Source organism: Streptomyces sp. NBC_01116 (assembly GCF_041435495.1).
Taxonomy (GTDB): Bacteria; Actinomycetota; Actinomycetes; order Streptomycetales; family Streptomycetaceae; genus Streptomyces.
The window spans coordinates 5,170,110-5,194,128 of record NZ_CP108644.1 but is presented as its reverse complement, the minus strand read 5'-3'; the positions used below and the strand labels follow the sequence as shown (position 1 = coordinate 5,194,128).

Annotated in this window: 21 protein-coding genes; 15 read left to right on the top strand and 6 right to left on the bottom strand. The window is 69.9% G+C overall.

From position 1 onward, the window contains the following. The first annotated feature begins 165 nt into the window (after positions 1-165). The 4 genes from OG245_RS22890 (at position 166) to OG245_RS22875 (ending at position 2,121) form a co-directional block, all read left to right on the top strand. Complete coding sequence (locus OG245_RS22890; protein ID WP_371625350.1) at positions 166-576, top strand: hypothetical protein; 411 nt, start codon at positions 166-168, stop codon at positions 574-576. Positions 577-762: 186 nt separating this feature from the next. Continuing rightward, positions 763-1,368, top strand: a complete 606-nt coding sequence (locus OG245_RS22885) for a phage tail protein (protein WP_371625349.1) — start codon at positions 763-765, stop codon at positions 1,366-1,368. A 79-nt stretch (positions 1,369-1,447) separates the two neighbouring features. Then, on the top strand, positions 1,448-1,738 hold the full coding sequence (locus tag OG245_RS22880; RefSeq protein WP_371625348.1) for a hypothetical protein: 291 nt from the start codon (positions 1,448-1,450) through the stop codon (positions 1,736-1,738). 65 nt (positions 1,739-1,803) lie between these two features. Next, positions 1,804-2,121, top strand: coding sequence for a hypothetical protein (locus tag OG245_RS22875; protein ID WP_371625347.1), 318 nt, complete (start codon positions 1,804-1,806; stop codon positions 2,119-2,121). Positions 2,122-2,233: 112 nt separating this feature from the next. On the opposite strand, the gene OG245_RS22870 is transcribed toward OG245_RS22875, so the two are convergent. Then, entirely contained in the window at positions 2,234-2,941 is a 708-nt protein-coding gene (locus OG245_RS22870) for a hypothetical protein (RefSeq protein ID WP_371625346.1), read from the bottom strand. A gap of 33 nt (positions 2,942-2,974) precedes the next feature. Between OG245_RS22870 and OG245_RS22865 the strand changes: the two genes are divergently transcribed. From OG245_RS22865 to OG245_RS22815, 11 genes are all read left to right on the top strand, one after another. Beyond that, a complete protein-coding gene (locus OG245_RS22865; RefSeq protein ID WP_371625345.1) occupies positions 2,975-3,697 on the top strand; it encodes a hypothetical protein in 723 nt (240 codons plus the stop codon). A gap of 99 nt (positions 3,698-3,796) precedes the next feature. After that, positions 3,797-4,996: a phage tail protein gene (locus OG245_RS22860; protein ID WP_371625344.1), complete on the top strand. Its 1,200-nt coding sequence runs from the start codon at positions 3,797-3,799 to the stop codon at positions 4,994-4,996. Next, positions 4,993-6,276, top strand: coding sequence for a tape-measure protein (locus OG245_RS22855; protein ID WP_371625343.1), 1,284 nt, complete (start codon positions 4,993-4,995; stop codon positions 6,274-6,276). The genes OG245_RS22860 and OG245_RS22855 overlap by 4 nt, the downstream gene beginning before the upstream one ends. 42 nt (positions 6,277-6,318) lie before the next feature. After that, positions 6,319-7,284: a phage tail protein gene (locus tag OG245_RS22850; RefSeq protein WP_371625342.1), complete on the top strand. Its 966-nt coding sequence runs from the start codon at positions 6,319-6,321 to the stop codon at positions 7,282-7,284. A 61-nt stretch (positions 7,285-7,345) separates the two neighbouring features. Then, a complete protein-coding gene (locus OG245_RS22845; protein ID WP_371625341.1) occupies positions 7,346-8,548 on the top strand; it encodes a hypothetical protein in 1,203 nt (400 codons plus the stop codon). 8 nt (positions 8,549-8,556) lie between these two features. After that, positions 8,557-9,663, top strand: a complete 1,107-nt coding sequence (locus tag OG245_RS22840) for a hypothetical protein (protein WP_371625340.1) — start codon at positions 8,557-8,559, stop codon at positions 9,661-9,663. Positions 9,664-9,666: 3 nt separating this feature from the next. Continuing rightward, positions 9,667-10,383, top strand: coding sequence for a hypothetical protein (locus tag OG245_RS22835; protein ID WP_371625339.1), 717 nt, complete (start codon positions 9,667-9,669; stop codon positions 10,381-10,383). A 103-nt stretch (positions 10,384-10,486) separates the two neighbouring features. After that, a complete protein-coding gene (locus OG245_RS22830) occupies positions 10,487-11,953 on the top strand; it encodes a phage tail protein (RefSeq protein ID WP_371625338.1) in 1,467 nt (488 codons plus the stop codon). A gap of 113 nt (positions 11,954-12,066) precedes the next feature. After that, positions 12,067-13,008: a peptidoglycan-binding protein gene (locus tag OG245_RS22825; RefSeq protein WP_371625337.1), complete on the top strand. Its 942-nt coding sequence runs from the start codon at positions 12,067-12,069 to the stop codon at positions 13,006-13,008. 19 nt (positions 13,009-13,027) lie between these two features. Then, positions 13,028-13,255 (top strand): hypothetical protein, encoded by a 228-nt coding sequence (locus OG245_RS22820; RefSeq protein ID WP_371625336.1) that lies wholly within the window; start codon positions 13,028-13,030, stop codon positions 13,253-13,255. Continuing rightward, positions 13,252-13,512: a hypothetical protein gene (locus OG245_RS22815; protein ID WP_371625335.1), complete on the top strand. Its 261-nt coding sequence runs from the start codon at positions 13,252-13,254 to the stop codon at positions 13,510-13,512. Before OG245_RS22820 ends, OG245_RS22815 begins: the two co-directional genes overlap by 4 nt. A gap of 88 nt (positions 13,513-13,600) precedes the next feature. On the opposite strand, the gene OG245_RS22810 is transcribed toward OG245_RS22815, so the two are convergent. The 5 genes from OG245_RS22810 to OG245_RS22790 form a co-directional block, all read right to left on the bottom strand. Continuing rightward, positions 13,601-17,500, bottom strand: a complete 3,900-nt coding sequence (locus OG245_RS22810; protein WP_371625334.1) for a DNA-directed RNA polymerase subunit beta' — start codon at positions 17,498-17,500, stop codon at positions 13,601-13,603. Between the two features lie 98 nt (positions 17,501-17,598). Further along, positions 17,599-21,084, bottom strand: a complete 3,486-nt coding sequence (gene rpoB / locus OG245_RS22805) for a DNA-directed RNA polymerase subunit beta (protein ID WP_371625333.1) — start codon at positions 21,082-21,084, stop codon at positions 17,599-17,601. Between the two features lie 625 nt (positions 21,085-21,709). Further along, a complete protein-coding gene (gene rplL, locus OG245_RS22800) occupies positions 21,710-22,093 on the bottom strand; it encodes a 50S ribosomal protein L7/L12 (RefSeq protein ID WP_371625332.1) in 384 nt (127 codons plus the stop codon). An 84-nt stretch (positions 22,094-22,177) separates the two neighbouring features. Beyond that, entirely contained in the window at positions 22,178-22,735 is a 558-nt protein-coding gene (gene rplJ / locus OG245_RS22795) for a 50S ribosomal protein L10 (RefSeq protein ID WP_007445921.1), read from the bottom strand. 273 nt (positions 22,736-23,008) lie between these two features. Further along, positions 23,009-23,923: a hypothetical protein gene (locus OG245_RS22790; protein ID WP_371625331.1), complete on the bottom strand. Its 915-nt coding sequence runs from the start codon at positions 23,921-23,923 to the stop codon at positions 23,009-23,011. Positions 23,924-24,019: the final 96 nt, after the last annotated feature.

The window sequence follows — 24,019 nt, the reverse complement described above, 5'->3', positions numbered from 1 at the left end:
GAAGCGGAACCACGGACGTTGCGCCTTCGCGCCAACAGGTTGCGCGCTCGCACGATCTCAGTCACAATAGGTGCAGCGGCGGAGCTGCGCCCACCCTCCGGGCGCGGCTCCGCCGTCCGCGCATCCGCACCTCACCCTTCCGCGAACAGGAGTGATCGCCCTGTCATGACTTCACCTCCGAGCACCTTCCCCGACGTGGAGGCCATCGTCGTGGAGCTCCTCTCCGACCGCGCCGATCTGGCGGACGCGGTGGTGGACGAGACTCCGCCGCCCGGCTTCGACGGCACGCAGAAGGCGGTGATCGTCTCCCGGCGCGGTGGCGCCTGGGTCGACGACCTCCACCTCGACCAGCCGCTGATCGAACTGGAGGCCTACGGGCCGGACAAGGCGACGGCGCACCGCCTGGCCAACTCCGCCCGGGCCGAACTGCTCGGCGCGGTGGGCCGGCGGTACGGAACGGACATCGTGATCAGCGATGTCGTCGAGGCCGACGGTCCGCGCTGGCTGCCGGAGTACCTGCATCCCGCGGCCAACCGCTACCTCTGCGTCCTGCGCGTCTCCCTGCGCATCGGCTGACGCCGCAGAGCCGATCCCGTACAGCCTCCGAGGCCGTACGCGCCCATCGCCGTACGGGCACGTCCCGTACGCCCCACAGACCAGGCCCTGCCGTCCGGCGGGGCCTTTGCCGTACCCGTGACGGCACGCACCACCAGCACCCGCCCAGTCACCCATTCAGGGACCAACCACCTCAAGGAGTCATCCATGGCAGGCAACAACGCCTCCGAGATCCGCGTGGCCGGAACCGGTCGCATCCTCGTCGCCGAGATCGGCGCTCCCCTTCCGGACGCCTTCTCCGACAACCCGGCGGCCGACTGGGGGTCGGCCTGGACCGACCTCGGCTACACCTCCACGGAGGGCGTGACCTTCGCGAAGAAGGACAAGCTGGACCCGGTCGAGACGTGGCAGTCCATCAGCCCGGCCCGGTTCGTCTACGCGGACCGCGACCTGACGCTGAAGTTCGCGATGCTCCAGTTCAACGAGGACACGCTGCCGTTCTTCCTCGGCGGCAAGTCCACGGACATCCGCAAGGACGCCGCCGCGAGCGTCTTCCAGTTCGACGTTCCGGACGGACCGACCTTCGACGAGCGGGCCCTCGGGCTGGAGTTCACGGACGGCGCGGAGGTCACGTACCGCTTCGTCATCCCGCGCGGCCAGGTGACCGCCACCGACGACATCAAGCTCGCCCGGAAGGCCGCCGCGCAGCTCGGCGTCACCTTCACCGCCCTGTCGCCGGGCGACGGCTCCGCGCTGGCCACCTTCGTCATGAAGGACGCGGCCTACACGGTCCCGACGGTTCCGGCGCCGTAACACCCCAGGGGCGGGGCCGGTTGGCGCCGGCCCCGCCCCGCACTCCCCTCCCCCCTACACCCGAAACGGAGAATCCCGCATGGCAACCTTCGACGTGAACGCGGCGCGCGCCCAGCGCCTGGAGGTGCTCGGCCGCACCTGGTCGTTCACCCTGGACGACGACACCTTCGAACTGCCCACCGAGCTGACCCGCGCCACCGCGGCCTCGCTGCGCTCGCTGGACGACAACGACGTGGACGGGCTGCTGCGGCTGCTGCTCGGCGAGGAGCAGTTCGGCCGTTTCGCACGGCACGAGACCACCATGCAGGACCTCGCCGCGATCCTGGAGGCGTACGGCAGGGAGACCGGGCTCGGCCTGGGGGAAGGCTGAGCCTCGACGCGTTCGCCGAAGAACACGCCGAGGCGCTGGAAGCCGACCTGCTGCGGCACTACGGCGTGGACCTGCTGGACTGGCACCGCGGCCGGCTGACCTCCCGCCGGCTCGCGGTGCTGGTCAAGCACATGCCACGAGACAGCGCCGTCGCCCAGGAGATCCACGGCGAGGCGTCGGAATGGGGCGTCTCCGACTATCTGCTCGCCGCGGCCGTGGACCATCTCGCCGCCGCCAACTGGATGTTCGCCTCGGTCAACACCGACGAGGACGCCGATCCGCCGGAAGCGCCGGTGCCGGTGCCCAGACCGGGCGACGAGGCCGAGACGGAGGAGCCGGCGGAACCTCTCCGTCCGAGCGACCTCGCCCGCTTCTTCTCCTGACGGGTCGCGCACGAGCCGTCGGACGGTGAGAGGCGGTGGCAAGCGGCGGGAAGCGGTGGGAAAGCCCGGCGAAGGCCCCGCGAAGGCCCTACGGCCGCCACCGCCCGACCGGTCAGCTCCCCGACACGTACTGGACGAAGAGCACCGCGGCGATCACGCCGCCGAGCAGGGCCACCAGGGATTCCCCGGCGAACAGGGCCCAGTGCCTTTTCTCCCTGCTCGTTTCGGGGATCAAGTGGCCGTTGTGCGCTCGGCGGCCTTCCTGTCCTCTCGAACGCAGCATCCGACGGCGTTTCTTCTTCGACTGCGGCAGGTTCTCCAGAATCCAGAACGTCTCCCGGGCCCACTGCTTTCCGCCCTTCTCGCGGAAACCCTTGAAATACCCCTTCGCCAGCACCGCGCACAGCCACAGCAGAGCAAGAGCGATCGCGCCGGAAAACACGGACCACAGCACACTGTCCGAGTCGACCACGTTCCACGCGAAAGCGAGCCCGATTCCACCCGCAGCATAGAAGTAGGAATGAAAGGCGAATATGTAGGCGGGCCCCGTCCATCCCTCCCGCCGGTCGAGTCCGTCGAGCAGAAGAATTCCGATGATGAACGCCGGAGCGCCGAGCGCGAGCAGCGCCGAACCCTCTTCGCACGGCACTCCGGCCAGGCGACCGCACGCTCCGCCGTCCCCCACCCTGCTGAACAGCTCCACGAGGAGCGTGACTCCCCAGAAGATGAGGAATGTGGCGACAAAAGCCACTACGTGACGGAACAGCAGGGACCCGCTCAGCGCGTCGCCTCTTACATCCATGTCAACTGATTCGCTCACCCGACGGACGCTACCAGAAGAGCGAGGAACGAGATGGCAAGTCCCGAGGAACAGATACAACAGCTCAAAGCAGATCTGAGCGCACGGGATTCCCGGCTCACCGGAGAAATTCAGAGGAAGCTGGACAAGGATCAATTCTCTTTTCTCGCGCAGGAGGAAAAGAAGAAGGATGCCGGGGCGGCGGAGAAGAACAAGACCTTCGAAGCGTCGCTCAAGAAGCTGATCGCAGATGAGGTCGAAGCGGCGGGCGCTTCCGTATGGACGCCGGATGCCCGGCGCTTCAAGACGCCGGAATTCATGGGCCTCGTCACCGCGCTGACCGCCGGCGCCGTGGGCGCCGCCGCCGCAACGATCGGGATGACCTTCATAAAGTACGACTTCACCGTGCTCGATCTGACGGAGCGGGTGAACCGCGCGGTTCTCCGGCTGGCCAATCTCGCTCTCAGACGCACCGAGTGGGAGAAGCAGTTCCGCACCAACCAGCACAACGCGGAGCTGGACCTCAACCGGCGTTTCCACAACCTCGACCAGCGGCTCACCCTGAGGATCAAGGCCGCCGTGAAGAAGCTGAACAAGCGGATCGACGCTCTGGACAGGCGCGTCGCCGCGAACACCCGGGCCCGGAACACCACCGGCCACCAGGTGCGGAACAACGTCCAGCGATCCCCCGGAACCATCCCCGCCACCCGCCCCGCAGCCGCCGACCTCAACGAGTTGCACCGGCGGGTCGACCAACTGGCCGCGGCCATCGGGTGATCCGGCCGGGGCCACCGCTCCGCCGCGAAGGGAGCAGTGATCTCCGGCAGGCCGCCCGAGGCCCCGCCGCCACCCGACGGACACCATGAGGGGTTTCCCTTGTCACTCGTGCAATCACTCAAACGCGGGTCGAGCGCGCTGCAGCAGTTTCGCTCCTCGTCCGACGTCGTGGCCCGCTCGACCGCGGGCCTCGGCCGCAACTCCACCACCGCGGCCCGGGGCCTGGCCGGGATCAAATCCTCCGCCCGGACCTCCGCCCGCGAGCTGACCGCCATCCAGCGCGCCGCCGACAAGGCCGGCCGGTCCCTCACCAAGGCCGGCACCACCGGTCAGAAGAGCGGCACGCAGATCGGCACGTTCAAGTCCGGCGCCGACAAGGCGTCCAAGGGCATGAACGGCCTCAACAAGTCGATGCGGGGAAACATCGTCGGGCAGCTGCTGTCGCTGCTCGCCCCGCTCATCGAGAAGGTCGTCGACATGGCGGCCCGTTCCAAGACCATGCAGAAGGTCCTGAAGGTCGCCTTCGACGCGATCAAGAAGGTCATCAGCGGGGTCATGAAGGCCGTCGGGCCGATCATGACCAAGGCCGGCGCCCTGATGAAGTCGGTCTGGAACGGCATCAAGAAGGCCGTCACGGTGGTCATCAAGGCCGTCGCCGGCGTCATCACGTCCCACTTCAACGCCTGGCGCAAGCTCATCACGACGGTGATGAACGCCATCCGGGGCGTGATCTCCAGTGTCTGGAACGGGATCAAGAAGATCATCACCCCGGTCGTCAACTGGATCCGGAACACCGTCCCGGCCGCCTTCAGCCGGGTCAAGGAACGGCTCTCCAGCATCTGGGGCGGCCTCCAGTCCATCGCGAGCCGGGCCTTCGGCCGGATCACGGGAGCGGTGAAGGGCCCCATCAACGCGGTGATCCGGCTGATCAACTCCGCGATCGGCAGCCTCAACCGCATCAAGGTCTCCATCCCGGGCTGGGTCCCCGGCGTCGGCGGCAAGAGCTTCGGCATCAGCCTGCCGAAGATCCCGCAGCTCGCGGCGGGCGGCATCGTGCAGCCGCGCAACGGAGGGGTGCACGCCATCGTCGCCGAGGCCGGTGAGGCCGAGGCCGTCCTGCCGCTCTCCAAGCTGGACCGGCTGCTGCGCCACACCGCGCGCCGCTCGCGGGCGGACTCCGCCAACTCCACGGCCGGAGCGGTCGCCGGCTTCCAGATCGAGAACTACTACGAGGCGTCCTCCGCCGATCTCCGGGAGACCGCCACCGCCCTGCTGTTCCTCTCCAAGGCGCGCGGATGAGCGCCGCGGCGATCAGGGCGGGCGCCGATCCTTTCGCGGGCGTGGCCGGTGCGCTCTCCGGCTTCCGCACGCGGCTGGGCGCGGCGGGCACGTCGCTGGCGGCGGCGCTGCGCGACGCGGGCCGGGCCGGAGCCGCCGCCGACGGGATCAGGGCCGGTGCGACCGCCGCCTCACCGGCCGCACGGCAGGTGAGGACCGGGGCGGACGCGGCGGGGAGGTCGCTGACCGGCACCGGCCGCGCCGCCGGGGTCACGGCGACCCGGCTCCGCGCCGCCGGCGGCAGGGTCCGACCCGCCGCCGCCTCGCTCGGCGCCGTCTCCTCCGGCTCCGGCGTCTTCGGAGGGCCCGCCGGAATCCTGGGCAAGGGCGTCGGCACGGTCTCCGGGCTGATGGGGTTCCTCGGCGGCGCCCTCACCGTCGGCGCCGGCGCGATGACGGCCGTCAATGTGGCGATGCGGGCCAATCCGTTCGGGTTCGTCCTCGGTCTGATCGTGCCGCTCGCGGGCTTCCTCATCGAGTACGCGCTCAGCTCACAGACCGGCCAGAAGATCATGAAGCAGGTCTTCGACCAGGTGCTGACGGTCTTCCGGACGATCGGCACGTTCCTCGGGCCGGTCGTCCGGGCGTACCTCACCGTGGTCTCGGCGCAGTTCAAGGCCGTACGCACGATCGTCACGGCGGTCGTCAGGGGCGTCGGCACGGCCCTGACCCGCGGCTTCGACGGCGCCCGTAGCGCGGTCTCCTCGGCGACCCGCGCGGTCACCGGGCTGATCAGCCGGACCTGGAACGGCTTCAGGAAGGCGATCCAGCCCACCTTGGACTGGATCACCCGGCGCATCCCCGAGATGTTCACCCGGGTCAAGAACGCCACCTCCGCCGCTCTGGGCGCCATCGGTGACTTCCTGTCCACCGGCATGCAGGGCGTCATGGCCGCCGTCACCGGGCCGGTCAAGGCCCTGATCTCGTTCGCCAACTGGGTGATCGACGGCCTCAACGGGCTGAGCTTCTCCATCCTCGGCAAGAAGTTCGGCGTCGACCTGCCCAAGATCCCGCAGCTCGCCGAGGGGGGCGTGGTCCAGCCGGGCGGGGGCCCCTCGACCGTCCGCCCGCTGTCGGCGCTGGACCGGCTGCGCCCCGCCGAGGAGACCCCGGCGGCCGGGCGCTCCTCCGGCCCGCCCGCTCCGGAGCGGGCCCGGCTGCACACCTACCACGCGGCCGGGCGGGGCGGAGCCCTCGCCATCGCCTCCGATCTGCTGTTCCTGCACCGAGCGGCGGCATGAGCACCCATCCACCCGACGAATGAAGCGAGGTGACGGCCCCTCATGGCCGCGACCACAACCGCATACGCGTACGAGACCGCACCCGGCTCACTGATCACCCGCGACGGGCAGATCCAGTGGGCCGGACTGCTGATGGGCCCCGGTACCCCGTACGAGATCGACCGCACCGGCGTCACGGGCTGGGACGACCTGCCGGTGCTCGACACCGGTGATGTCTCCCGCCCCGACCGGCACGGCGCCTGGCCCGGCGCGCAGTGGGCGCAGCCCCGGCTCGTCGGGGCGACCGTCTGGCTGCTGCCCCGCACCACCCGGGACGCCCGGGGCGTGGCCGCCGGCTTCCGGGACGCGACCGGCGCGGACGGCGGCGAGGACTGGCTGGCCGTGCGGCTGCACGGGGAGACCCTCGCCGTACGGGCCCGGGTCAGCCGGCGGGTCGTTCCGCAGGACCGTTCCTTCGTGGTGCACGGCACCTCGAAGGCCAGTCTCCAGTGGACCGCGACCGACCCGCGCCGCTTCGGCTCCGCGCTCCGCGAGGCCCGCGCCCTCCTGCCGCAGGCCGAACCAGGGCTGCTCTGGCCGGAGGGGGCCGAGGCCGGGCTCGGCCTGCGCTGGCCGCTGGACTGGGGCGCCCCGGACCCGGCCGACGGGGTCGGCGGCAACGCCACGGGCAGCTGCACCGCGGTCAACGGAGGATCCGCGACCTCCCACCCGCTGATCGAGTTCCGGGGGCCGGTCCGGCGCCCGACCCTGACCCGGCTCACCGACGGCAAGCAGCTCCAGTACGACATCGTGCTCGGCCCCCAGGACGTCCTGGGCGTCGACACCGAGGCCGGCACCGTCCTGCTCAACGGGAACGCCTCCCGCCTCTACACCGCGGCCCCGGCCTCCGCCCCCGAGCAGCTGTTCGGGCTGGCCCCGGGCGCGACGGAGCTGGCGTTCCGCTCCGACGACACCACCCCCGACCCGCGGGCCTCCGTCACCGTCCGGTGGCGCGACGCCCACTGGTGACCCCAGGGGCTCCGGCCCCGCCGAGACACCCCACCCGTTCCTTTCTCCCAGGAGGACCTCCATGCCCGTACGCAGCGCCTGGCTGATCAACCGCACCGAGACCGAATCCGGCCAGTCCCGGGCCGACACCCGCCTCTCCCCGGTCGGCACCATGGCCCCGAGCGGGGCTCTGACCAGCGCCGGGGGCGTCATCCCCGGCTCCGACAACGGCGCGTACCTGATGTCCGCGCTGTACGTGTACGGCGAGACCGCGGGCATGCGGGCCACCGTCGCCCCGGGGCGCGCCGTGATCCAGGGCCGGGGGCCGGCCGGGGCCTACCCGGTCGTCCTCACCGACTACACCGACGTCGGTTTCGTCGACGGCAACGCCGCCAACCCCCGGATCGACCTGGTGGTCCTGCGGGTCCACGACGCCCAGTTCGACAGCGAGGACGGCCGTACCGAAGCCGTTCTGGAGGTCGTCCAGGGCGAGGCCGCCGCCTCCCCGGAGCCGCCGGCCCTCCCGCCGGCCTCCCTCCCCCTCGCCCAGGTCCGGATCCCGGCCGGCGCCTCCGCCGGGACCGGCGGCATCGACTGGGCCAACGCCGTCTACGACCTGCGGGTCCCCACGGTGGCCGTCGGCGGCATCCTCCCGGAGTCCTGGGCCCGCGACGTCCCCGGCGGTTACGTCGGCCAGTACCGCGACACCGTGACGGAGTACCAGCGCTGGGACGGCACCCGCTGGACCGGCTACCCGCGCCAGATCGGCGGCATCGCCCCTCAGGGCGCGCTCGCGACCGGGGAGTACACCGGGCAGTACCGCGACGAGGGCGGGCGGCTCCAGCGCTGGGACGGCACCGTCTGGCGGCCCGCCGTCACCGCCTCCGCCTGGGCGAGCAACAGCGACGGCGGCTACTGCGCCTCCACCGCCTGGGTGGAAGCCGTCACCGACACCGTGGGCCCCACCATCACGGCGACGTTCACCGCCCCGGTCTCCGGCGCGGTCCTCGTGACGGTCGGCTTCCTGGGGAACACGGGGGTCGACGGCCAGTGGTGCCGGATGGGCGTCAACATCCGCAAGGACGGCGTCCTCGTCTCGTCCGCCGACGAGACCCGTTCGGCGACCGTCGGCTCCAAGGCGCTGTCGTCGGTGTCGACCAGCTACCGCGTCGCGGGCCTCCAGCCGGGCGCCGTCCACACGGCCGTCTCCGCCTACTGCACCTCCGCGACCAGCAACCGGGGCTGGTTCGACAACCGCTTCATCCGCGTCGACCCGGTCCTGTGAGGCAGCCGATGAGCCGTACCTCCCCCGACCCCGTCTACCGGGCCCTCTTCTGCGATCTGCGCACCGACCGCCTGCTGGACGTCCTGCCCCTGACCGAGACCAAGTTCGACGACTTCATCGGCAAACCGGGCTCCCTCACCGCCACCGTCCCCCTCCCCGAGGGGGCGCTCGCGGCCCGGGCCCGGGCCGCGCTCCAGCCCGGCCGCACCGCGGTCTGGCTGGAGCGGGACGGCGACATCTGGTGGGGCGGCATCCTGTGGACCTGCACCCCGGTCTCCGACGAACAGGGCCGGCTCACCGTGCAGTTCCAGGCCGGGACCTTCGACTCCTACCTGGACCACCGCATCCTGAGCCAGGACCTGACCGGCACCGGGCTCGACCAGTTCGACATCGCCCGCACGCTCGTCGCCCACGCCCAGGAGCAGCCGGGCGGTGACATCGGCATCAGCCTCGGCCACGAACGGTCGGGAATCGTACGGGACTACGCCCACACCTATTCAGCGCTCGCCCGTGTCCGTGAACTCCTCGACAAGCTCGGGCAGTTGAACGACGGCTTCGAGTGGCGCATCCACTGCTACCGGGACGCGGCCGGCAACCGGGTCAAGCGCCTCCAGCTCGGCCATCCGCAGATCAGGACCGGCCACAGCGACATCGTGCTGGACCATCCCGGGCCCGTCCTCACCTACAGCCTGCCCACCGACTCGACCGTCCAGGCGAACGTCTGGGTGGCCCGGGGCGAGTCGGCCAACACCGACCAGTCCCAGGAGTCCGAGCCGCTGACGGTCGCCGAGGCACTCCCCGCCGAGCTCGACCAGGGCTGGCCCCGGCTGGAACTCACCTCCGACCACAACGGGGTGAGCGACACGGCGACCCTGCGCTCGCTGGCCCGCGCCGAGCTGTCCCGGCAACGCCGGCCCGAGGTCATCCCGGAGCTGACCGTACGGCTGGACGGTCACCTCACCCCGGCGCTGCTCGGAGCCCGCATCCGGCTGCGCGTCCACGACCTGTGGCACCACGAGGGCCTCGACGCGCACTACCGGATCGTCGGCATGGCCGTCACCCCGCCGCAGCGCACCAAGCAGGAGACAGCCGTCCTCTACCTGGAAGGAGCCTGACCCGTGGCGATCATCCCCACCGATCTGCTCGACCGCATACGCGCCCTGGAACGCCAGGTCAGGGAGTTGATGGGCAGCGCCAACACCACTCCGGCGCAGAACAGCATCGTGGGCGGCGAGGTGGTCATCGGCGAGCGCGGCCGGCTGCGGGTGCGCACCGCGGGCGACCAGGACCTCCTGTACCTGGGCCGGGTCCAGCCCGACCGGGACAAGGACACCCCGCAGCAGGGGCTGGTCGTCCGCCGCGACGACGGGTCGCTGGCGCTGACCGTCTGGACCGGGGCGCCCGACACGCTGCCGGTCCAGGCGGTGCAGATCCTGGACCGCCGGGGCAACGTGGTCGTCGCCGACGACACCGTACGGGGCGGCCTCGCCCGCCCCTACATCCCGTTCGCGCTCCCGGCCCCCGTCGACACGGCCCGCTGGGAGTCCACCGGCGCCACCGACTGGACCACGCTCCACCGGGGCCCCGGCCTCGTCCAGCACCCCCGGCTGCACTGCCGGATCGCCGCGGAGGGCGGCGCGGGCGGCGAGGTACGGCTCCTCGTGGACGGCGACCAGGTGGGCCCGGTCGGCGGGCCGGGGGCGGGGCTGGTGATCACGGAACGGATGACGGCGGACTACGGGGCGACGGTGACGTTCGAGATCCAGGCCAGGGTCACCACCCCCGGCACCACGATCCGCTGCCGCCCCCTGGCGCTGTACGGCCTGGAGTCCTGACCCCTCCCCGAACCGCATCCGCCCCACCGAACCACGCCCGCCCCCGGCCGGACACCCGTCACGCCCAGCCGGACGGGCCGCCCACCTCACCCAAGGAGCCCCCGTGCTGCCACCGAGCATCCCGACCGTCACCGTCACCGCCCGCTACCTCACCCCCGACGGCCGCCCCATGAGCGGCACCGTCGACTTCCGTCCGCCCGCGCTGCTCACCCACGCCGGGGAGGACCTCTTCCTGGGCGGCCCCACCCGCGCCACCCTCGACGCCGAGGGCCGGCTCCAGGTCGTGCTGCCCGCCACCGACGGCCCCGGCTGGAACCCGGCGGTGTGGACGTACACCGTCACCGAGCGGCTCTCCGGCCTCGGCCGCGGCAGCCGTGGCTACCAGATCGCGCTGAGCGCCGGCCATCCCACCGTGGACCTCGCCGACATCGCCCCGGCCGACCCGGCCACCCCGCAGTACGTCGCCGTACCCGGCCCCGCGGGGCCGCCGGGCGAGCTGGGCCCGCAGGGTCCGGCCGGCCCCGCCGGAACCGTCCACTCCGTCAACGGGAAGGCCGTCCCGGACATCGTCCTGAACGCCGCCGACGTCTCCGCCGTCGCCGCCGACCGCGTCGGCGCCCCCGGCGGTGTCGCGGCCCTCGGCGCCGACGGCCTGGTCCCGGCCGCCCAGCTCCCGGCCGGCGGCGGCACCGTGGCCTCGGTCAACGGCCAGACCGGCGACGTGCTCCTCGCCGCAACCGACGTGGGCGCCCTGTCCCAGGCGGCGGGCGACGCCCGCTATCTGGCCATCGACGGCTCCCCCGTCACCTCGGTCAACGGACGCACCGGCCCGGTCGTACTGACCGCGTCCGACGTCTCGGCCGTGGCGAGCGGCGACGCGGTGCTGCTCACCGGCGACCAGAGCATCGCCGGCGCGAAGACCTTCGTCGCGCCGCCTGCCACGAAGGCCGCCCCCGCCACCGACGACCACCTCACCCGCCGGGGCTACGTGGACACGGTCGCCCCGGCCGGGACCTGGTCCCCGTCCGCCGTCGGGTTCGCCGGGTGGGCCTTCGACCCCGCGTGCGGTTCCGCCTCCACCCCGCAGTACTGCATCAACGGCTGGGTCTACCTCATCGGCATCCCGCTGCACGCACCCAAGCTGGTGAAGAACATCGCCTTCTACGTCCCGGGGTACGGAGGCAACACCCTGGGGGCCGCCTCCTACGCGGGGCTCTACACGAGCGCCGGGGTCCGCGTCGGAGTGACCGCCTCGCTGAACACGCTGATCCCCAAGACCGAGGGCCAGACGGTGATCTGCCCGCTCACCGTCCAGTACAACGCGGCCCCGGGCAACTACTGGGTGGGCCTGGTGATCAACGGCCCCAACCCCGCCAACGCCGGCCCCGCCTTCCTGCGCGGCGCCAGCGTGGGCCAGGCCCCGGGCGGCAGCGCCCGGATGCCGGGGTTCTTCGTCCGGCACGGCCGCCTCGGCGTCACCGGCCAGACCTCACTGCCCACCAGCTTCAACCCGAGCGTCCAGAACACCGTCGTCGCCGACTCCAACGCCATCTGGGCCGCCCTGTCCTGACCCCACACCCCGGGCCCGCCCGCCGAGCCCCGTACCGACCCCGCACCACCCGGTACGGGGCTCGGCGGGTCCGGCCCCGTACCCGTTCCCGCACACCGGAAGGACCGCCACCCGTGGCCACACCACTCACCGCCGACCGGCTGCTCGCCGCGCTGCACGCCGAAGGCGTCACCGTCGTCGAGCACCCGGGCTGGCGCACCCACGACCGCAACCACATGGGCGCCTGGGGCCCCGTGAACGGGGTGATGATCCACCACACCGTGAGCAGCGGGAGCGCCGCCTCCGTCGCCCTCTGCCGCGACGGCTACGCCTCGCTGCCCGGCCCGCTCTGCCACGGCGTCATCGACAAGGCGGGCACGGTCCACCTGATCTCGGCCGGCCGCGCCAACCACGCGGGCGGCGGCGACCCGGACGTGCTCCGGCGCGTCGTCGCGGAGGGCTACGGCGACCGGCCGCCCGCCCCGCGCGCCCATGACGGCAGCGCGGGAGCCGTCGACGGCAACGCCCGCTTCTACGGCTTCGAGTGCGTCAACCTCGGCGACGGCCGGGACCCCTGGCCCGCCGCCCAGCTCGACGCGATCGAACGCGCGTCGGCCGCGATCTGCCGGGCCCACGGCTGGAGCGCCCGCTCCGTCATCGGCCACGCGGAGTGGTCGGCGGCGAAGATCGACCCGCGCGGCTTCACCATGCCGTCGATGCGCACCCGCGTCAGCACCCGCCTGGCCGCCCCGGCCGGCGGCACCCCGACCGGGCCCACCGCCCCGCCCTCGAAGCCCGGTGTCCCCGCCACCTCCCGCTACCAGCCCTTCCCCGGGGCCTCCTTCTTCACCGCCCGCCCCAGCTCCCCCGTGGTCACCGCGATGGGCCGTCGGCTGGCCGCCGAGGGGTGCGCCACGTACGCCGTCGGCCCCGGCCCCCGCTGGACCGAGGCCGACCGCCGCTCGTACGCCGCGTGGCAGCGCAAGCTCGGCTTCCGCGGCGCGGAGGCCGACGGCTGGCCGGGCCGCACGTCCTGGAACGCGCTGAAGGTCCCGTACACCACGAAGGCGCCGTAACCGAGTTGAGGAGCCTGCCATGTCCGACGCCGCCCGGCGTACCGCCCGTACCGTCCTGCAGACGGCCCTCGCCCTTGCCGTGCTCCTGCCCGCACTCGTGGACGCGTCCGGTGTCCCCGCGACCCTGCCCCGGGTCGCCGGGGCCCTGGCCGTCGCGGGGGCGGTGACCCGGGTGATGGCCCTGCCGGGCGTCCAGAACCTGCTGCCGGCCTGGCTGCGCACCGAACCGCCGGAGGGCCGCCCATGACCGATACCGACCCGAACAACCCGGTGGCCGTCGCCCTGGAGCTGGAGCGGATGCGCGGCAGCCTGGAGGCCGGCTTCGCCCGCGCCGACGGGCAGCTCGCCCTCCTGGTGCAGCGCAGCGACCAGACCGACAAGCAGCTCGCCGACCACGAGGCCCGCCTCGACCTGCTGGAGCGGTCCCGCTGGCCCCTGGCGAGCATCGCCGCGCTCACCGCGACCGCCGGGGTCGCCATCGCCGTGTGGGAGACGATCCGCTGAACGGCCCGCCCCCGCACACGCCGGAGGGCGGCCACCCCGTTGTGTACGGGGTGACCGCCCTCAGGTCGTCTCTGCGACGAGCACGCGCCTACTGGTTGTACGGACCGTAGTCGTAGTCCTCCAGCGGGACGGCCTGGCCGGAGCCGGTGCCGAACGGCGAGTAGTCGATGTCGTCGTAGCCGACGGCCGAGTACATCGCGGCCTTGGCCTCCTCGGTCGGCTCGACCCGGATGTTGCGGTAGCGGGACAGACCCGTACCGGCCGGGATGAGCTTACCGATGATGACGTTCTCCTTGAGGCCGATCAGGGAGTCCGACTTGGCGTTGATCGCCGCGTCGGTGAGGACCCTGGTCGTCTCCTGGAAGGACGCCGCCGACAGCCACGACTCGGTGGCGAGCGAGGCCTTGGTGATACCCATCAGCTGCGGACGGCCGGAGGCGGGGTGACCGCCCTCGGTGACCACACGACGGTTCTCGGTCTCGAACTTCGACCGCTCGACCAGCTCGCCCGGAAGCAGCTCCGCGTCGCCGGACTCGATGATCGTCACGCGGCGGAGCATCTGCCGGATGATGATCTCGATGTGCTTGTCGTGGATCGACACGCCCTGCGAGTTGTAGACCTTCTGGACTTCGCCGACCAGGTGGACCTGGACCGCACGCTGGCCGAGGATGCGCAGCACGTCGTGCGGGTTGGTCGCACCGACGGTGAGCTTCTGGCCCACCTCGACCGGGTCGCCCTCGCCCACGAGCAGACGGGCACGCTTCGAGATCGGGAACGCCGTCTCGTCGCTGCCGTCGTCCGGGGTGACGACGAGCTTCTTGGTCTTCTCGGTCTCCTCGATCCGCACGCGGCCCTTGGCCTCGGAGATCGGGGCGACACCCTTGGGCGTACGGGCCTCGAAGAGCTCGACGACTCGGGGCAGACCCTGGGTGATGTCGTCACCGGCCACACCACCGGTGTGGAAGGTACGCATCGTCAGCTGGGTGCCGGGCTCACCGATGGACTGGGCGGCGATGATGCCGACCGCCTCACCGATGTCGACCAGCTTGCCGGTGGCGAGCGAGCGTCCGTAGCAGAAGGCACAGGTGCCGACCGCGGACTCACAGGTCAGGACCGAGCGGGTCTTGACCTCCTCGACGCCGGCGCCCACCAGGGCGTCGATCAGGACGTCACCGAGGTCGACGTTGGCAGGCGCGATGACCTTGCCGTCCACCACGACGTCCTCGGCGAGCATGCGGGCGTAGACCGAGGTCTCGACGTCCTCCGTCTTGCGGAGCACGCCGTCGGCGCCCTTGACCGCGATCTTCAGCTTGAGGCCGCGGTCGGTGCCGCAGTCCTCCTCGCGGATGATCACGTCCTGCGAGACGTCCACCAGACGACGGGTCAGGTAACCCGAGTCGGCGGTACGCAGGGCGGTGTCCGCCAGACCCTTACGGGCACCGTGCGTGGAGATGAAGTACTCCAGAACGGTGAGGCCCTCGCGGAAGGACGCCTTGATGGGACGGGGAATCGTCTCGTTCTTGGCGTTCGACACCAGACCACGCATACCCGCGATCTGACGCATCTGCATCATGTTTCCTCGGGCGCCCGAGTCGACCATCATGAAGATGGGGTTCGTCTTCGGGAAGTTCGCGTTCATCGCCTCGGCGACCTCGTTGGTCGCCTTGGTCCAGATCGCGATGAGCTCCTGCGTGCGCTCGTCCTTGGTGATCAGACCGCGCTCGTACTGCTTCTGGACCTTCTCGTCCTGCTCCTCGTAGCCCTTGACGATGGCCTTCTTGGCCTCGGGCACGACGACGTCGGAGATGGCCACGGTGACGCCCGAACGGGTCGCCCAGTGGAAGCCCGCCGCCTTCAGGTTGTCGAGCGTCGCCGCCACGATGACCTTGGGGTAGCGCTCGGCCAGGTCGTTGACGATCTCGGAGAGCTGCTTCTTGCCCACCGAGTAGTCGACGAACGGGTAGTCCTCGGGCAGCAGCTCGTTGAAGAGCGCGCGGCCCAGGCTGGTCCGCAGCCGGAAGGTGTCACCGGGCTGGTACTCCGGCTCGCCCTCCTCGGCGACCGGCGGCACCCAGCCACGCGGCGGCATGGTGCCGACCGGGAATCGGATGTCGACCTTCGCCTGGAGCGACAGCTCGCGGGCGTCGAAGGCCATGGTGGCCTCGGCCGTGGAGCCGAACGCGCGGTCCGTGCCCTTGACGTTGCGACCCTCTTCGTCCGTGGTGAGGAAGAAGAGACCCAGCACCATGTCCTGGGTCGGCATGGTGACGGGACGACCGTCGGCCGGCTTCAGGATGTTGTTCGAGGACAGCATCAGGATGCGGGCCTCGGCCTGCGCCTCCGCGGAGAGCGGCAGGTGCACGGCCATCTGGTCACCGTCGAAGTCCGCGTTGAACGCGGTGCAGACGAGCGGGTGGATCTGGATGGCCTTGCCCTCGACCAGCTGCGGCTCGAAGGCCTGGATGCCCAGGCGGTGCAGGGTGGGCGCACGGTTCAGCAGCACCGGGTGCTCGGCGATGACCTCTTCGAGGACGTCGTACACGACGGTGCGGCCGCGCTCGACCATGCGCTTGGCCGACTTGATGTTCTGCGCGTGGTTCAGGTCCACCAGGCGCTTCATCACGAACGGCTTGAAGAGCTCCAGCGCCATCGCCTTCGGCAGACCGCACTGGTGCAGCTTGAGCTGCGGACCGACGACGATCACGGAACGCGCGGAGTAGTCCACGCGCTTGCCGAGGAGGTTCTGACGGAAACGACCCTGCTTGCCCTTCAGCATGTCGCTGAGGGACTTCAGGGGACGGTTACCGGGACCGGTGACCGGGCGACCGCGGCGGCCGTTGTCGAACAGCGCGTCGACGGCCTCCTGCAGCATCCGCTTCTCGTTGTTCACGATGATCTCGGGGGCGCCGAGGTCGAGGAGACGCTTGAGGCGGTTGTTGCGGTTGATCACACGGCGGTACAGGTCGTTCAGGTCGGAGGTCGCGAAGCGGCCACCGTCCAGCTGCACCATCGGACGCAGGTCCGGCGGGATGACCGGCACGCAGTCGAGCACCATGCCCTTGGGCTTGTTGCTGGTCTGCAGGAACGCGGAGACGACCTTGAGGCGCTTGAGCGCACGGGTCTTCTTCTGGCCCTTGCCGGTGCGGATGATCTCGCGGAGGCGCTCGGCCTCCTCGTCGAGGTCGAAGGACTCCAGGCGCTTCTGGAGCGCCGCGGCGCCCATGCAGCCGTCGAAGTACGTGCCGAAGCGGTCACGCAGCTCGCGGTAGAGCAGCTCGTCGCCCTCCAGGTCCTGGACCTTGAGGTTCTTGAAGCGGCTCCACACCTCGTCGAGGCGGTCGATCTCGCGCTGCGCACGGTCGCGCAGCTGCTTCATCTCACGCTCGGCGCCTTCGCGCACCTTGCGGCGCACGTCGGCCTTGGCGCCCTCGGCCTCCAGCTCGGCCAGGTCGGTCTCGAGCTTCTTGGCGCGGGCCTCCAGGTCGGAGTCACGGCGGTTCTCGGTCTGCTGGCGCTCGACGGAGACGTGGGCCTCCAGGGACGGCAGGTCGCGGGTACGACGCTCCTCGTCCACGAACGTGATCATGTACGCGGCGAAGTAGATGACCTTTTCCAGGTCCTTCGGCGCGAGGTCCAGCAGGTATCCGAGGCGCGAGGGAACGCCCTTGAAGTACCAGATGTGGGTGACGGGAGCGGCAAGCTCGATGTGGCCCATCCGCTCACGACGCACCTTGGCGCGAGTGACCTCGACGCCGCAGCGCTCGCAGATGATGCCCTTGAAGCGGACACGCTTGTACTTGCCGCAGTAGCACTCCCAGTCCCGGGTCGGACCGAAGATCTTCTCGCAGAAGAGTCCGTCCTTCTCGGGCTTGAGCGTGCGGTAGTTGATGGTCTCCGGCTTCTTCACTTCGCCGTGCGACCAGGTCCGGATGTCGTCCGCGGTGGCAAGGCCGATCCGCAGCTCGTCGAAGAAGTTGACGTCGAGCACTTGTCGTCAATCCCTCTTTCGGGGTCTCGTCTCAATCAATGGTCTGAACGGGTCCGGGGAGGGCCGGCCGCCTCGGGATGAGGCGGCCGGCCGGCCCGTCAGACCTCTTCGACGCTGCTCGGCTCGCGCCGGGACAGGTCGATACCGAGTTCCTCCGCCGCGCGGAAGACGTCCTCGTCCGTGTCGCGCATCTCGATGGACATGCCGTCCGAGGACAGCACCTCCACGTTGAGGCAGAGCGACTGCATTTCCTTGATGAGCACCTTGAAGGACTCGGGAATGCCGGGCTCGGGGATGTTCTCGCCCTTGACGATGGCCTCGTAGACCTTCACGCGGCCGGTCACGTCGTCGGACTTGATCGTCAGGAGCTCCTGGAGGGCGTATGCGGCGCCGTAAGCCTCAAGGGCCCACACCTCCATCTCACCGAAGCGCTGACCACCGAACTGTGCCTTACCACCCAGCGGCTGCTGGGTGATCATGGAGTACGGGCCGGTCGAACGCGCGTGCAGCTTGTCGTCGACCAGGTGGTGCAGCTTGAGGATGTACATGAACCCGACCGAGACCGGGTCCGGGAACGGCTCGCCGGAGCGGCCGTCGTAGAGCTGGGCCTTGCCGGAGGGCTGGACCAGGCGGTCGCCGTCGCGGTTGGGGATCGTGGCCTGGAAGAGGCCGGTGATCTCGTCCTCGCGCGCACCGTCGAAGACGGGCGTGGCGACGTTGGTGCCGGGGGCGACCTGGTCGGCGCCGATGGCCTGCAGGCGCTGGGCCCACTCGTCACCGAGGCCGGAGACGTCCCAGCCGCGGCTGGCGAGCCAGCCGAGGTGGATCTCCAGGACCTGTCCCGGGTTCATTCGGGACGGGACACCCAGCGGGTTGAGGATGATGTCGACCGGGGTGCCGTCCTCCAGGAACGGCATGTCCTCGATCGGCAGGATCTTGGAGATGACGCCCTTGTTGCCGTGACGGCCGGCGAGCTTGTCACCATCGGTGATCTTGCGCTTCTGCGCGACGTAGACGCGGACCAGCTGGTTCACGCCCGGCGGCAGCTCGTCGCCCTCTTCGCGGTCGAAGACGCGGACGCCGATGACCTTGCCGATCTCACCGTGCGGCACCTTCAGCGAGGTGTCGCGCACTTCGCGCGCCTTCTCACCGAAGATCGCGCGGAGCAGGCGCTCCTCGGGGGTCAGCTCGGTCTCGCCCTTGGGCGTGACCTTGCCGACGAGGATGTCGCCGGCGACGACCTCGGCACCGATCCGGATGATGCCGCGCTCGTCGAGGTCGGCGAGGACCTCTTCGGAGACGTTCGGGATGTCCCGGGTGATCTCCTCCGGGCCGAGCTTGGTGTCACGGGCGTCGACCTCGTGCTCCTCGATGTGGATCGAGGAGAGGACGTCGTCCTGCACGAGGCGCTGCGACAGGATGATCGCGTCCTCGTAGTTGTGACCCTCCCACGGCATGAACGCCACGAGCAGGTTCTTGCCGAGGGCCATCTCACCGTTCTCGGTGGCCGGTCCGTCGGCGAGCACCTGGTCGGCGACGATCCGGTCGCCCTCGGAGACGACGACCTTCTGGTTGACCGAGGTGCCCTGGTTGGAGCGCATGAACTTGGCGATGCGGTACGTGGTGTACGTGCCGTCGTCGTTCGTGACGGTGATGTAGTCCGCGGAGACCTCCTGGACCACACCGTCCTTCTCCGCCTTGAGGACGTCACCGGCGTCGGTGGCGCAGCGGTACTCCATGCCGGTGCCGACCAGCGGGGCCTCGGACTTGATGAGCGGCACCGCCTGGCGCATCATGTTCGCGCCCATGAGGGCACGGTTGGCGTCGTCGTGCTCCAGGAAGGGGATCATCGCGGTGGCGACGGACACCATCTGGCGCGGCGAGACGTCCATGTAGTCGACGTCCGTGCCGGGCACGTAGTCGACCTCTCCGCCACGACGGCGGACCAGGACGCGGGGCTCGGTGAAGCGCAGCTCGTCGGAGAGCGTCGCGTTCGCCTGGGCGATGACGAAGCGGTCCTCCTCGTCGGCCGTGATGTAGTCGACGTCGTCGGTGACCTGGCCGTCGACGACCTTGCGGTACGGCGTCTCGATGAAGCCGAACGCGTTGACGCGGCCGTACGAGGCGAGCGAACCGATCAGACCGATGTTCGGGCCTTCGGGGGTCTCGATCGGGCACATGCGTCCGTAGTGGGACGGGTGCACGTCGCGGACCTCGAAGCCGGCCCGCTCACGGGAGAGACCACCCGGGCCGAGAGCCGACAGGCGGCGCTTGTGGGTGAGACCCGACAGCGGGTTGTTCTGGTCCATGAACTGCGACAGCTGGCTGGTGCCGAAGAACTCCTTGATGGAGGCGACGACCGGCCGGATGTTGATCAGGGTCTGCGGCGTGATCGCCTCGACGTCCTGGGTGGTCATGCGCTCACGCACGACGCGCTCCATCCGCGCCAGGCCCGTACGGACCTGGTTCTGGATGAGCTCGCCGACGTTGCGCAGACGACGGTTGCCGAAGTGGTCGATGTCGTCGGTCTCGACGACGATCTCGCGACCCGACTCACCGGTCGTCTCGGTCTCACCGGCGTGCAGCTTGACCAGGTACTTGATGGTCGCGATGACGTCGTCGGTGGTGAGCACCCCGGCGTCCAGCGGCTCATCGGCGCCGAGCTTCTTGTTCACCTTGTAGCGGCCGACCTTCGCGAGGTCGTAGCGCTTCGGGTTGAAGTAGAGGTTCTCGAGCAGCGTCTGAGCGGCCTCGCGGGTCGGCGGCTCGCCCGGACGCAGCTTGCGGTAGATGTCGAGCAGCGCGTCGTCCTGGCCCTGGGTGTGGTCCTTCTCCAGGGTGGCGCGCATCGACTCGTACTCGCCGAACTCTTCGAGGATCTGCTCGGTCGTCCAGCCGAGAGCCTTGAGGAGGACGGTGACGGACTGCTTGCGCTTGCGGTCGATGCGGACACCGACCATGTCGCGCTTGTCGATCTCCATCTCCAGCCAGGCACCCCGGGAGGGGATGATCTTGGCGGAGAAGATGTCCTTGTCGGACGTCTTGTCGATGGAGGAGTCGAAGTAGACACCCGGCGAGCGGACCAGCTGCGACACGACGACACGCTCGGTGCCGTTGATGACGAAGGTGCCCTTGTTGGTCATGAGCGGGAAGTCGCCCATGAAGACCGTCTGGGACTTGATCTCGCCGGTCTCGTTGTTGGTGAACTCTGCCGTGACGAAGAGCGGCGCGGCGAACGTGAAGTCGCGCTCCTTGCACTCGTCGATCGAGTTCTTCGGGGGCTCGAAGCGGTGGTCGCGGAACGTAAGCGACATCGACCCGGAGAAGTCCTCGATCGGTGAGATCTCCTCGAAGATCTCCTCCAGGCCGGACTTGGTGGGGACGTCTTGTCCACTGTCCAGAGCAGCCTCGACGCGAGCCTTCCAGGCGGCGTTGCCGAGGAGCCAGTCAAAGCTCTCGGTCTGCAGCGCGAGGAGGTTCGGAACCTCGAGGGGCTCCTTGATCTTTGCAAAGGAGATGCGCAGCGGGGCGGTGCTGGCACCGTTGTTCGTATTCGCGGTCGAGGCGTTGCGCGAGGCGGCCAAGAGGGGGTCCTTCCGAGGGCTCGGACTCACTACGCGCGTACCGGTCCCACCCTGGACACAAAGACAGACCATTCCGAATCGGTCGCAAAACGACCAGGTCGGAGGGGGTCGGCCATCGGTGCTTCAGCGTGGGCATGCCCCTGGTGACGGGCAGGAGGCAGCTAACAGGCAGCGCAAAGGGTCAGTGTAGCCAAGCGGCACACTGATGTCCAGTCGGGGTTCTCAGAGACCCACGTTGCTCTCAACAGCTGTTCTCAACACCTATGTCTAGCCCTGACCCTCGCGCGGGGTGCGCTCTTCTTTACTGCCCTCTTCACTCTCGATCCATGCCTCGGATACGGATCGAAGTGATGACGCGTCCTGAGAATTGCGCGCCGCGTCCGGTTCGTCAAGGCCCACCGGTCCGATCGGGCCTCCGGGGGCCTTCACCGGCCACCTCCGGGATGCCCGCAGGACGCCCCTGAGGGGCCCGCGAGAGGCGCACGGCGAAGATCACCCTACTCGCCGTCGGCCGAAGGGCAAGGCACCCGCCACGGGCACGCCGAAGGGCGACCACCCGGATGGGTGATCGCCCTTGGCGCGGGCACCTGACGGTGCCCTGGGAGTCCGGAGGACCCCCGAGGTGTTACTTGACCTCGACGGAGGCGCCGGCGGCCTTGAGGGACTCGGCAGCCTTCTCGGCGACGTCCTTCGCGACCTTCTCGAGGACCGGCTTCGGGGTGCCGTCGACGAGGTCCTTGGCCTCCTTCAGACCCAGCGAGGTCAGCTCGCGCACGGTCTTGATGACCTGGATCTTCTTCTCGCCGGCACCGGTGAGGATGACGTCGAACTCGTCCTGCTCCTCAGCGGCCTCGGCCACGGCGCCCGGGCCGGCCGGACCGGCGACGGCGACGGCCGCGGCGGCGGTGACGTCGAACTTCTCCTCGAACGCCTTGACGAACTCGGAGAGCTCGATGAGGGTCATGCCTTCGAACTGCGCGAGCAGGTCGTCCTGGGACAGCTTCGCCATGATAGGCGTCCTTCCACTATTCGGCAGGTGCCGGATGTATATGTCGGCGGGCGTACGTGGAGCCCGCTGGACCGCTGAGCGAAATTACTCGGCGGCCTCGGCGGGAGCCGGAGTACCGGCACCGCCCTGCTCTTCCTTCTTGGCGCGAAGCGCTTCCGCGGTGCGGACGAACTTCGACGGCAGTGCCTGGAAGAGCTGCGCAGCCTGAGTCTGCTTGCCCTTGAAAGCACCGGCCAGCTTGGAGAGCAGAACCTCGCGGGACTCGAGGTCCGCGAGCTTCTTGATCTCATCGGCGGACAGCGCCTTACCGTCAAGGACACCGCCCTTGATGATGAGGTTGGGGTTGTCCTTGGCGAAGTCACGAAGACCCTTCGCCGACTCCACCGGGTCACCGGTGACGAAGGCAACCGCCGTCGGACCCGAGAACAGGTCGTCCAGCGTGTCGATCCCGGCCTCGTTGGCCGCAATCTTGGTCAGCGTGTTCTTCACCACGGCGTACTGGGCGTTCTCACCGAGCGAACGGCGCAGCTCCTTGAGCTGTGCCACGGTGAGACCCCGGTACTCGGTCAGCACGGCGGCGTTCGAGCTGCGGAACTGGTCCGTCAGCTCGGCTACCGCGGCAGCCTTGTCGGGCCTTGCCATGAGCGTCGGCCTCCTTCCGGGTGATGAGGACCGCTCAGAAGGGGCCGGGAAAGACGAAACGCCCCAGCACAAGTGCCAGGGCGCGGCTCGACCGAACAGAGTCCGGGAGCGTTCCACAGTCACCTGCGCAGGTCGTCCGGTCTAGCGGAACCTTCGGTCACCGTCCCTCTGACGAGGCACAGCGACGACCAGCGGTCTTTGGCTTCTTGGTGAGACTACGCGACCGGATGCGGGACGAGCAAATCCGTCCCCGTTCGTCCCTCGCGGGAGGTGTCAGGAGGCGCCGCCCGGGGTACCGCCCTGCTTCAGCATCTCCTTGAAGTCCACGGTGTCCGAGGCCGCCGGCTTCTCGGAGGGGACCTCGGTGCCGTAGTCGCTGTAGAAGAGCGTCGTGTTGAACGTGCCGGTCTTCATCTCGCCGCGCTCGGTCTTCTTCACCAGCAGGTCGTTCTCGTCGACCCAGATGTCGACGGTCTGGGTGGTCACCCCGGCCAGGGCGAGCTGCTCCTTGAACGCGGCCAGCTGCTCCGCGTCCAGGTTGCTGTTCTTCGCGGTCAGGCCGGCCACGTCGACCGTGCCGGAGTAGTGCGTCGCGTCGACCCCGCGGACGTCCTCCCGGCCGACCTTCTTCACGTCGCCGGAGGCCAGGAGCGCCTTCACGCCCTGCTCGGGCGTGCTGTTCTGGATCTGGTCCTTCATGACGTCGCCGGAGGCCCCGCCCAGCTCCGCGAGGTCCTGGTAGGAATACCGGATCCAGTGCTTGCCGCCGGTGTTGGCCGCCATGGCGTCGCCCATGTTGGCGTAGTACTCGTCCTTGAAATAGCGCGCCTCGACCGATCCGTCGCCGCCGGCCTGCTTCAGGGCGTCGCCCATGGTGCCGCCGGTGTACGTGATGGTCAGCGCGCCCGAGAGGCCGTCGGCCCAGCCGATGGCCCCGGACTGCTTCATGGACATGGCGCTGCCCATCTCGGTGGTGCCCTCGACCTTCGCCGACTGGGCGCCTCCGGTCTTCTGCTGCACCTGCTTCAGCGCGGCAACGGGGCTCGCCTTGGACACGGCGCCCGCCTTGCCCTCACCGGCGCCGTCGGAGCCCTTCGAGCCGTCGGAGCCACTGCAGGCCGCTATCGACGTCAGTGCCGCCGCGGCGGCCAGCGCCGTGCCCATGCGTCGTGCCGTGCTCGTCCTCATCTACCCGTCCACCCCTCGTGTCGTCCGTCGTCCCTTGCACCACACAGTGGCACAGGGCACTGACAGACATGGCTCCTTACGGATACGAGGACGGGC